Below are 9,265 nucleotides of genomic sequence, written 5' to 3' on the forward strand. Positions count from 1 at the left end.
GGGGTGTCCGTCCTCGGAACGGCGCGGAATCGGTCACTTACGGGGGTGAAGCGTGTCGACGCGCCAACCGCTGCGGGCGGACACCCCCCACCCCGTCCCCTTCCCGCCGTACGCGGGTGCGGGTCCGTACCCCGCCCGACCGCGGGCGGCGCGAGCCGCGCAGGCCGCGTGATCCGCGGGCAATCGTGCCTCCCCCAGTGCCTGAACGGCCTGGGAGGTACCCCCAGGGGCGATGGGGGTCCCCCCGCTCGAGCGAAGCCGAGAGTGGGGGAGGGTGGGCGCGGCGGCACCCCGCCGGCGCCGGGTTGCGCCACCCACCCCCGCGGCCACCACCACGCCGTACACCGAACAGCCCGGCCCAGTTCTCCCCCGGCCCCCGCCGGCAGGCCTACGCGCTGGTGAAGATGAGGACCGCGAACCCGACCCCCAGCGCGATACCGAACGCCCCGCAGATGATGCCGGCCAGCGCCTGGCCGGAGTTGGTGGCCTCGCCCTTGCGTGCCTTCGCCCGCCCGACCACGCCGAAGATCACGCCCAGGACGCCCAGCAGGATGGCGATCGGCCACATGCAGAAGCCCACGGCCGCGATGATCCCGAGGACGAGACCGGCCGTGCCCATCCCGTTCCTCGGCGGCATCGGACCCAGGCCCTGCCAGCCGTAGTAGCCCTGCGGCTGCGGACCGCCGCCGTAACCGGGACCGGGACCGAAACCGGGACCAGGGCCCGGATATCCGTAGGCGCCGGGGTAGCCGTAGGGGGCCTGGCCCGGCCCGTCGGGGGCGATCGGGGGCGGGGGGACGACGGGAGGACGGGTCTGGCCGTGCGGCGGGGTGGACGTGGGCGCCGCGAAGGGGTTGGCCGCGTCCGGCGACGGAGAAGAAGACGCGGGCGCCGCGCCCGTGCCGGACGGGGTCGCCCACGGCTGGGGCGGCGGTGCCGGGGCCGCCTCGGCGGGCTGGTCGCCCAGGGTGGGTATGGACGTGACCGTCTGGTGGTCCGACTCGGGGGCGGACGGGGCCGGCCACGGCGTCGGGTCGCCCGGCACCGGGGCGGGCGGGCCGGAGCCGCCGGACGCGTCCGGGGAGTCGTTGACCGGCGGCGGCCACACCTTGCCGCCGTCGGGCCGGTCCGCCGGCGCCTGCCCGGCCCCGGCCACCGCGCCGGCCGTGTCTCTTCGCCCCGCACCGGGCGGCGCTGTCGGTCCGTGCGCGTCGGCTTCCGGCGTCTGCGCGTCGTCGGACATGCGCGGGTCCCCTCTGTTCGAACGTGCCGTCATGCTACGGCGCGTACCGTCCCGGCGGGCTCCCGGCCTACGATGATCGCGAGTCACGATCAGCCGATCACCCGCGTCCCGCCGGGCACCCACCCGCCGCCGGACGCCCCGTTCCGGGGAGGAACCCCTTGACCGAGCACACCGAGCGCACCGGGCAGACCGAGCACCTCGTCACCCCCGGTGTCCCGCGCGATCTGCGTGCCTTCATCGCCGGCCTGCCCAAGGCCGAGCTGCACGTCCACCACGTCGGCTCCGCCTCTCCCCGGATCGTCGCCGAACTCGCCGCCCGGCACCGCGACTCGCAGGTCCCCGCCGACCCCGAGGCGTTGGCCGAGTACTTCACGTTCACGGACTTCGCCCACTTCATCAAGGTCTATCTGTCGGTGGTCGACCTCATCCGCACCCCGGAGGACGTCCGGCTGCTGACGTACGAGGTGGCCCGCGAACTGGCCCGGCAGCAGGTCCGGTACGCCGAGCTGACCCTCACCCCCTTCTCCTCCGTCCGGCGCGGTATCGACGAGCGCGGCTTCATGGACGCGATCGAGGACGCCCGCAAGGCGGCCGAGGCCGAGTTCGGGACCGTACTGCGCTGGTGCTTCGACATTCCGGGCGAGGCCGGTCTGGAGGCCGCCGAAGTGACGACCCGGCTGGCCACCGACGACCGGATCCGGCCGGAGGGGCTGGTGTCCTTCGGGCTCGGCGGGCCGGAGATCGGTGTGCCCCGGCCGCAGTTCAAGCCGTACTTCGACCAGGCCATCGCCGCCGGGCTGCGCTCGGTGCCGCACGCCGGGGAGACCACGGGGCCGGAGACGGTCTGGGACGCGCTGACGTACCTGCGCGCCGAGCGGATCGGGCACGGCACCAGTTCGGCGCAGGACCCGAAGCTGCTCGCGCACCTCGCCGAGCACCGGATCCCGCTGGAGGTGTGCCCGACGTCGAACATCGCCACCCGCGCGGTGCGCACCCTGGACGAGCACCCGATCAAGGAGTTCACGCGCGCCGGGGTGCTGGTGACGGTCAACTCCGACGACCCGCCGATGTTCGGCACCGACCTGAACAACGAGTACGCCGTCGCCGCCCGCCTGCTCGACCTGGACGAGCGCGGGCTCGCCGGGCTGGCGAAGAACGCGGTGGACGTCTCCTTCCTCGACGCGGCGGGCAAGTCCCGGCTCGGGGAGGAGATCGACTCCTACACGGCAGCCTGGCTCCGCACGTCCTGACCCCGTCACGCCCCACCGGAGATCCGCTGCCATGACCGACGTGTCCACCCCGGCCGCCGTGGCGCACCGCGGCGATCCCTACCGCTCGCGCGAGAACACGGTCGGTTCGCTGCGCTCGGCGCTGCGCCGCGGCGCGGACGCGGTGGAGATCGACGTACGGCTGACCCGGGACGGTGTGCCCGTGCTGCTGCACGACGAGACGCTGACGCGGTTGTGGGAGCGGGACCGGCCGCTGTCCGCGCTCTCGGCCGGTGAGGTGCGGGAGCTGACGGACGGGCGGGTGCCGACGCTGGCCGAGGCCCTCGCGGCGGCCGACGGCCACCGGGTGCTGGTGGATCTGCCCGGCACGCCCGGGGAACGGGCGGTCCGGCGGATCGTGGACGTGGTGCGCGAGTGCGGCGCGGGCGACCGGGTGTACTACTGCGCCGGGGCCGCCGCCATGCTCGCCGTGCGCGCGGCCGACCCGGCCGCCGAGATCGCGCTGACCTGGACGACGCTGGCGCCGCCCCGGCCCGCGCTGCTGGACGCCGTCCGGCCGCGCTGGCTCAACTACCGCTGGACGCTGGTGGACCGGGCGCTGGCCGAGCGCGTCCACCGGGACGGCTACCTGCTCTCCGTCTGGACGCCGGACACCCGCCGTGCCATGCGCCGGCTGATCGGGCTCGGCGTCGACTCGGTCACCACCAATCGGGTCGACGTGCTGTGTGCCCTGCGCGGGCAGGTGCCCAGCGGGACGCGCGGGGCGTGAGCGCATATCTCATGCCGTCCGGCTGGGGCCGGCTTGTGCGGGTGACACGCCGGAGGTTCACTCGCCCGAGTGATTGTTACCTTGTGAACACGGCTGGACACTCGACGTATTCGGGGAGGTCATGAGGGCTTCTCCGGTGCGAGAGGAGCCGTCATGGCCGCAGCAGAGTCATCCACATCGCAGGCACCGCAGATCGAGAGCAGCTCGCAGGCCGCCGACCGGGACCAGGGCGTCACCACGGCGATCGGCGGCAACGTCGGCGCCATCTGGCGAGCGTGGTGGACATGGAGTCCGGGGAACGGGACGCACAATCTCCAGCTCCCCTGGAACGTCATCGGGACCGACTCGACGGTCGTCATCACCGCCTCCGAGATCGACGGCAACGGGAACCGGTTCGTCGGCGCAGCGCCCTTCCAGGTGTCGAGCATCGCGCCCGGCAACGGAGTGGTGACGTTCAAGATCAGCATCGGCTGGGACAGCCCGCTGGCGATGCGCACCGACGTCCTGGTCTTCAACTGAGCACCGCCCTCCGGCCGCGCGGGCCGGAGGGCGGTGCGGATCCGGTGACGACCGGTACGACCGCCCCGTGACGGTTCCGGTTCCGCCCGGGCCGTCAGGGGGCGCCTGTCACACCTCCAGCGACGTCATCACGTGCTTGATCCGCGTGTAGTCGTCGAACCCGTAGGCCGACAGGTCCTTGCCGTACCCGGACTTCTTGAACCCGCCGTGCGGCATCTCCGCCACCAGCGGGATGTGCGTGTTGATCCACACGCACCCGAAGTCCAGCCGCCGGGACATCCGCATCGCCCGCCCGTGGTCCTTGGTCCACACCGAGGAGGCGAGCGCGTACTCCACGCCGTTGGCCCACTCCACGGCCTGTTCCTCGTCGCGGAACGCCTGCACCGTGATGACCGGCCCGAAGACCTCGTGCTGCACGATCTCGTCGTCCTGCTTCAGCCCGGAGACGACGGTCGGCGCGTAGAAGTACCCCTTCTCACCGACCCGGTGTCCGCCGGCCTCGACCCGGGCGTGCGCGGGCAGCCGCTCGATGAACCCGGCGACCTGCTTGAGCTGGTTGGGGTTGTTGAGCGGCCCGTACAGCACATCCTCGTCGTCCGGCTGCCCGGTCTTGGTCTCGGCCGCGGCCTTCGCCAGCGCGCTCACGAACTCGTCGTGGATCGACTCGTGCACCAGCACCCGTGTCGCCGCCGTGCAGTCCTGCCCGGCGTTGAAGAAGCCCGCCGTGGAGATGTCCTCGACGGCCTTGGGGATGTCGGTGTCCTCGAAGACGACGACCGGCGCCTTGCCGCCCAGCTCCAGGTGGACCCGCTTCAGGTCCCGGGACGCCGACTCGGCGACCGACATGCCGGCCCGTACGGACCCGGTGATGGAGGCCATCGCCGGGGTGGGGTGCTCGACCATCAGCCGGCCGGTGTCGCGGTCGCCGCAGATGACGTTGAAGACGCCCTTGGGCAGCACCGAGCCGATGATCTCGGCGATCAGCACGGTGGAGGCCGGCGTGGTGTCGGAGGGCTTCAGGACGACCGTGTTGCCCGCGGCCAGCGCCGGGGCGAACTTCCAGACGGCCATCATCATCGGGTAGTTCCACGGCGCGACCTGCGCGCAGACCCCGATCGGCTCCCGGCGCACGAAGGAGGTCAGTCCCTCCATGTACTCGCCGGCGCCGCGCCCCTCCAGCATCCGCGCCGCGCCCGCGAAGAAGCGGATCTGGTCGACCATCGGCGGGATCTCCTCGGTGCGGGTCAGCCCGATGGGCTTGCCCGTGTTCTCCACCTCCGCCGCGATCAGTTCCTCGGCCCGCTCCTCGAACGCGTCCGCGATCTTGAGGAGGGCCTTCTGCCGCTCGGCCGGGGTGGTGTCCCGCCACGCCGGGAAGGCCGCCGCGGCGGCCGCCATGGCCGCGTCCACGTCCGCCTGCCCGGACAGCGGCGCGGTCGCGTACGCCTCGCCCGTGGCGGGGTTGACCACCTCGGTGGTCCGTCCGTCGGCGGCGTCCCGGAACTCACCGTCGATGAAATTGCGCAGACGACGCAGCTCGGTGCTCACTGCCGGCCCTCCAAGTCGTGGATGTCCCATGGCTGAGACACCCACACTAATCGGAGCGCCGACGTTTTCAACACCCCCACTCCCCCGCGCGTTGCGAAATCCGCACCACGAAAGCTCATGAACAACGGATTTCATCGGTTCGGCCTTGCGGAACCGACGAGACGTCGTGCACAGTGAAGCCGTGGCCAGTCGAAGCGCAGACCAGAGGGGCTCCCGCGAGTCCCGGCACGGCAGTCCCCAGCTGGACGCCGTCTCCCTCGCGATCATCGAGCAGCTCCAGGAGGACGGCCGCCGGCCGTACGCCGCCATCGGCAAGGCCGTCGGCCTGTCCGAGGCGGCCGTGCGCCAGCGCGTGCAGAAGCTGCTCGACCAGGGCGTGATGCAGATCGTCGCCGTCACGGACCCGCTCACCGTGGGTTTCCGCCGCCAGGCGATGGTCGGCGTCAACGTGGAGGGCGACGTGGAGTCGGTCGCCGACGCGCTGGCCGCGATGTCCGAGTGCGAGTACGTCGTGATGACCGCCGGCTCCTTCGACCTGATGGTGGAGATCGTCTGCGAGGACGACGACCACCTCCTGGAGGTCATCAACCAACGCATCCGGGCCGTCCCCGGCGTGCGCTCCACCGAGAGCTTCGTCTACCTCAAGCTCAAGAAGCAGACCTACATGTGGGGAACCCGATAACCGTGAGCACCGACAGCCCCAAGGACCTCAGCAAGGCCGCGTACGACCACCTGTGGATGCACTTCACCCGCATGTCGTCGTACGAGAACGCGCCCGTCCCCACCATCGTCCGTGGCGAGGGCACCCACATCTACGACGACCGGGGCAAGCGCTACCTCGACGGCCTCGCCGGCCTGTTCGTGGTCCAGGCCGGGCACGGCCGTCAGGAGCTGGCGGAGACCGCCATGAAGCAGGCGCAGGAGCTGGCCTTCTTCCCGGTGTGGTCCTACGCCCACCCCAAGGCCGTCGAGCTGGCCGAGCGCCTGGCGCACGAGGCCCCCGGCGACCTGAACAAGGTCTTCTTCACCACCGGCGGCGGCGAGGCGGTGGAAACCGCCTGGAAGCTGGCCAAGCAGTACTTCAAGCTGACCGGCAAGCCGACCAAGTACAAGGTGATATCGCGGGCCGTGGCCTACCACGGCACCCCGCAGGGCGCCCTGTCCATCACCGGCCTGCCCGCCCTGAAGGCCCCCTTCGAGCCCCTCGTGCCGGGCGCGCACAAGGTGCCGAACACCAACATCTACCGCGCCCCGCTCCACGGCGACGACCCGGAGGCGTTCGGCCGCTGGGCCGCCGACCAGATCGAGCAGCAGATCCTCTTCGAGGGCCCGGACACGGTCGCCGCGGTCTTCCTGGAGCCGGTGCAGAACGCGGGCGGCTGCTTCCCGCCTCCGCCCGGCTACTTCCAGCGGGTGCGCGAGATCTGCGACCAGTACGACGTGCTGCTCGTCTCGGACGAGGTCATCTGCGCCTTCGGCCGGCTGGGCACGACGTTCGCCTGTGACAAGTTCGGTTACGTCCCGGACATGATCACCTGCGCCAAGGGCATGACCTCGGGCTACTCCCCGATCGGCGCGTGCATCGTCTCGGACCGGCTGGCCGAGCCGTTCTACCGGGGCGACAACACCTTCCTGCACGGCTACACCTTCGGCGGCCACCCGGTCTCCGCCGCCGTCGGCCTCGCCAACCTCGACCTGTTCGAGCGCGAGGGCCTCAACCAGCACGTGCTGGACAACGAGGGCGCCTTCCGCGCCACCCTGGAGAAGCTCCTCGACCTGCCGATCGTCGGCGACGTCCGCGGCAACGGCTTCTTCTACGGCATCGAGCTGGTGAAGGACAAGAACACCAAGGAGTCGTTCAACGAGGAGGAGACCGAGCGGGTCCTGTACGGCTTCCTCTCCAAGGCGCTCTTCGACAACGGCCTGTACTGCCGGGCCGACGACCGCGGCGACCCGGTCGTCCAGCTCGCCCCGCCGCTGATCTCGAACCAGGAGACGTTCGACGAGATCGAGCAGATCCTGCGCGCGACGCTGACGGAGGCATGGACCAAGCTGTGACCATCTGACGTCATGATCATCCGCAGCCCCGGCGCCGACCGTTCGAGTGAGAAACGGCGGCCCGGGGCTGTGTGCTGTCCGCGGCGGCTCCGGGGAGTCCCTAGCGTGCCACTGACCGATGGGCCCCGCCCCCGTTCGCCCGGAAGGGGGACGGACGGCGGGGAAACGGATCAGAACGAGGTGTACGCCGATGGTGGCCCCGCCGGACAAGCCGGACAAGCCGAACAACGACGTGATCCGGGCAAGCGCCCTGCACTTTGAGCACCACGACGGCTCCCCCGCGCTCCAGGGCGTCTCCCTCGGCGTCCGCAAGGGCGAGGTCCTCGCCGTCCGCGGCCCGCGCGGCAGCGGCAAGACGTCACTGCTGCGGTGCCTCGCCGGACTGGACCGGCCGCAGCGCGGCGAGGTGTGGTTCGACGGCGTCGCGGTGCACACCCTGGGCCCGCTCGCCCGTGAGCGGCTGCGCCGCGACCGGTTCGGCTGGATCGACCCGGCCCCGGTGCTCGTACCCGAGCTGAACGCCTGGGAGAACGCCGCCCTCCCCCTGATGCTGCGCGGCACCGGCCGGCGCCGGGCCCGGCAGGCCGCCCTGGAGTGGCTGGAACGCCTCGACGTCGACGGGAAGGCGCGGCTGCGGCCGCACGAACTGCGGCAGTCGGAACGGCAGCGGGTCTGCGTGGCCCGCGCGCTCGCCGTCGTCCCCTCGGTGCTGTTCGCCGACGAGCCGACCGCCCCGCTGCACCGCGCCGAGAGCGCCCAGGTGCTGCGCACCCTGACCACGGCGGCCCGCTCGCACGGCGTCACGGTCGTCCTCGCCGCCCACGGTCCGCAGGGCGCCGCCCTCGCCGACCGCACGGTGACCCTGCTGGACGGACGCCGGGTCACGACCCTGCACCTGCCCCCGGTCACCGACGCCGCGGAGAGCGCGGCGGCCGCCGGCGGCACCGGAACGGAAGGCCGGGCGGCGTGCTCGCTCTCCGTCTGACCCGCGCCGCGGGCCTCGCCGTGCGGCTGCGCCGGCTGCTGGTGGCGGTCGCGTCGGCGGGCACCGGCTTCCTGCTGCTGTGCTCCCTCGGCCACGCGCTGACCCACCCGGACACCGTCGGCGACTCCGCCCTCCGGCTGGCCTGGTGCGCGGCGCCGCTCGCCGCCACGGTGTACCTCGCGGTCGCGGTGGCCCGTACCGACCCCGGCACCCGGCCCCGTACCGGGCTGTCGGCGGTCGGCCTGGGACCGGGCCGGCTGATGGCCGCCTCGGCGGCCACCACGGCCTCGTCCTGCGTCCTCGGCTCGGTCGTGGCGCTGCTCGTCTTCCTCCGGCTGCGCGGCGACCTGGCGGGCCGGCCCGTCACCGGCGCCCTCGCCGACACCTGCGCGGTGGGCCTGACCCTGCCGATCCCGGCGGTCCTGACCCTGCTGGCGCTGGTGCCCGTGGCGGCGTCGGCGGCGGTGGCCGTGGCCCTGCGCCCGCGTGAGACACCCGGGTCCGCCCCGGCGGGCGGCGCGGGGCGGCGGTACGGCCGCTTCGGGGCGTACGGCCTGGCGGCGCGGGAGACCTTCGGGGCGTACGGCCGCTTCGGCGCCCGCCGGGCGACGGCGCCCGCGGCTGCCGTCCCGGCGAGCACGGGTACCGGACGCTCCGCGCTCGCCCCGGCCACGACGGACGCCACCGCCGGCGGGACGGCAGGCACCCCGACGCCACCGGGAGGCGTCCTGACCGCGGCGGGCCACGCCCCGGCGGACCCCGTACCGGCCGTCACGGACAGCGCCCCGGCGGGCCCCACCCCGGCCGCCACGCACAGCGGCCCAGCAGGCACCGCGCACCCCGTCACAGCCACCGGCCCGGCAGCCCATACGCAGACCGCCGCAGGCCACGGCGCGGCAGCCGGCACGCAGACC

At 72.9% G+C, this 9,265-nt stretch carries 8 protein-coding genes and 1 pseudogene; 7 read left to right on the forward strand and 2 right to left on the reverse strand.

All coding sequences use genetic code 11. The features are described 5' to 3' along the window. Nucleotides 1-388: 388 nt before the first annotated feature. The gene (locus tag ACIQR3_RS36015) at nt 389-1,243 is read right to left on the reverse strand and encodes a DUF4190 domain-containing protein (RefSeq protein ID WP_403545496.1); all 855 of its coding nucleotides are present in this window, start codon (nt 1,241-1,243) and stop codon (nt 389-391) included. 23 nt (nt 1,244-1,266) lie between these two features. Between ACIQR3_RS36015 and ACIQR3_RS36020 the strand changes: the two genes are divergently transcribed. The 3 genes from ACIQR3_RS36020 (at nt 1,267) to ACIQR3_RS36030 (ending at nt 3,760) form a co-directional block, all read left to right on the forward strand. Further along, complete coding sequence (locus ACIQR3_RS36020) at nt 1,267-2,493, forward strand: adenosine deaminase (RefSeq protein WP_403545498.1); 1,227 nt, start codon at nt 1,267-1,269, stop codon at nt 2,491-2,493. Between the two features lie 31 nt (nt 2,494-2,524). After that, nucleotides 2,525-3,241 (forward strand): glycerophosphodiester phosphodiesterase, encoded by a 717-nt coding sequence (locus ACIQR3_RS36025; protein WP_403545500.1) that lies wholly within the window; start codon nt 2,525-2,527, stop codon nt 3,239-3,241. A gap of 153 nt (nt 3,242-3,394) precedes the next feature. After that, nucleotides 3,395-3,760 carry a hypothetical protein gene (locus ACIQR3_RS36030; protein ID WP_403545502.1) on the forward strand — a complete coding sequence of 122 codons (366 nt, stop codon included), beginning with the start codon at nt 3,395-3,397 and terminating at the stop codon, nt 3,758-3,760. Between the two features lie 108 nt (nt 3,761-3,868). Here the strand turns inward: ACIQR3_RS36030 and ACIQR3_RS36035 are convergent, their stop codons facing one another. Then, nucleotides 3,869-5,308, reverse strand: a complete 1,440-nt coding sequence (locus tag ACIQR3_RS36035; protein ID WP_403545504.1) for a gamma-aminobutyraldehyde dehydrogenase — start codon at nt 5,306-5,308, stop codon at nt 3,869-3,871. 166 nt (nt 5,309-5,474) lie between these two features. On the opposite strand from ACIQR3_RS36035, the gene ACIQR3_RS36040 reads away from it, so the two are divergent. From ACIQR3_RS36040 to ACIQR3_RS36055, 4 genes and pseudogenes are all read left to right on the forward strand, one after another. Next, nucleotides 5,475-5,990, forward strand: coding sequence for an Lrp/AsnC family transcriptional regulator (locus ACIQR3_RS36040; protein ID WP_215164511.1), 516 nt, complete (start codon nt 5,475-5,477; stop codon nt 5,988-5,990). 2 nt (nt 5,991-5,992) lie between these two features. After that, a complete protein-coding gene (locus tag ACIQR3_RS36045) occupies nt 5,993-7,366 on the forward strand; it encodes an aspartate aminotransferase family protein (protein ID WP_403545506.1) in 1,374 nt (457 codons plus the stop codon). Nucleotides 7,367-7,556: 190 nt separating this feature from the next. After that, nucleotides 7,557-8,351 carry an ABC transporter ATP-binding protein gene (locus tag ACIQR3_RS36050; RefSeq protein WP_403545508.1) on the forward strand — a complete coding sequence of 265 codons (795 nt, stop codon included), beginning with the start codon at nt 7,557-7,559 and terminating at the stop codon, nt 8,349-8,351. Next, nucleotides 8,333-9,265 (forward strand): annotated as a pseudogene (locus tag ACIQR3_RS36055) (hypothetical protein); the annotation flags it as partial. The gene ACIQR3_RS36050 and the pseudogene ACIQR3_RS36055, both read left to right, overlap by 19 nt.

Origin of the sequence: Streptomyces sp. NPDC090994 (genome assembly GCF_044768905.1) — a bacterium.
In the GTDB taxonomy this organism is placed as follows: Bacteria; Actinomycetota; Actinomycetes; order Streptomycetales; family Streptomycetaceae; genus Streptomyces.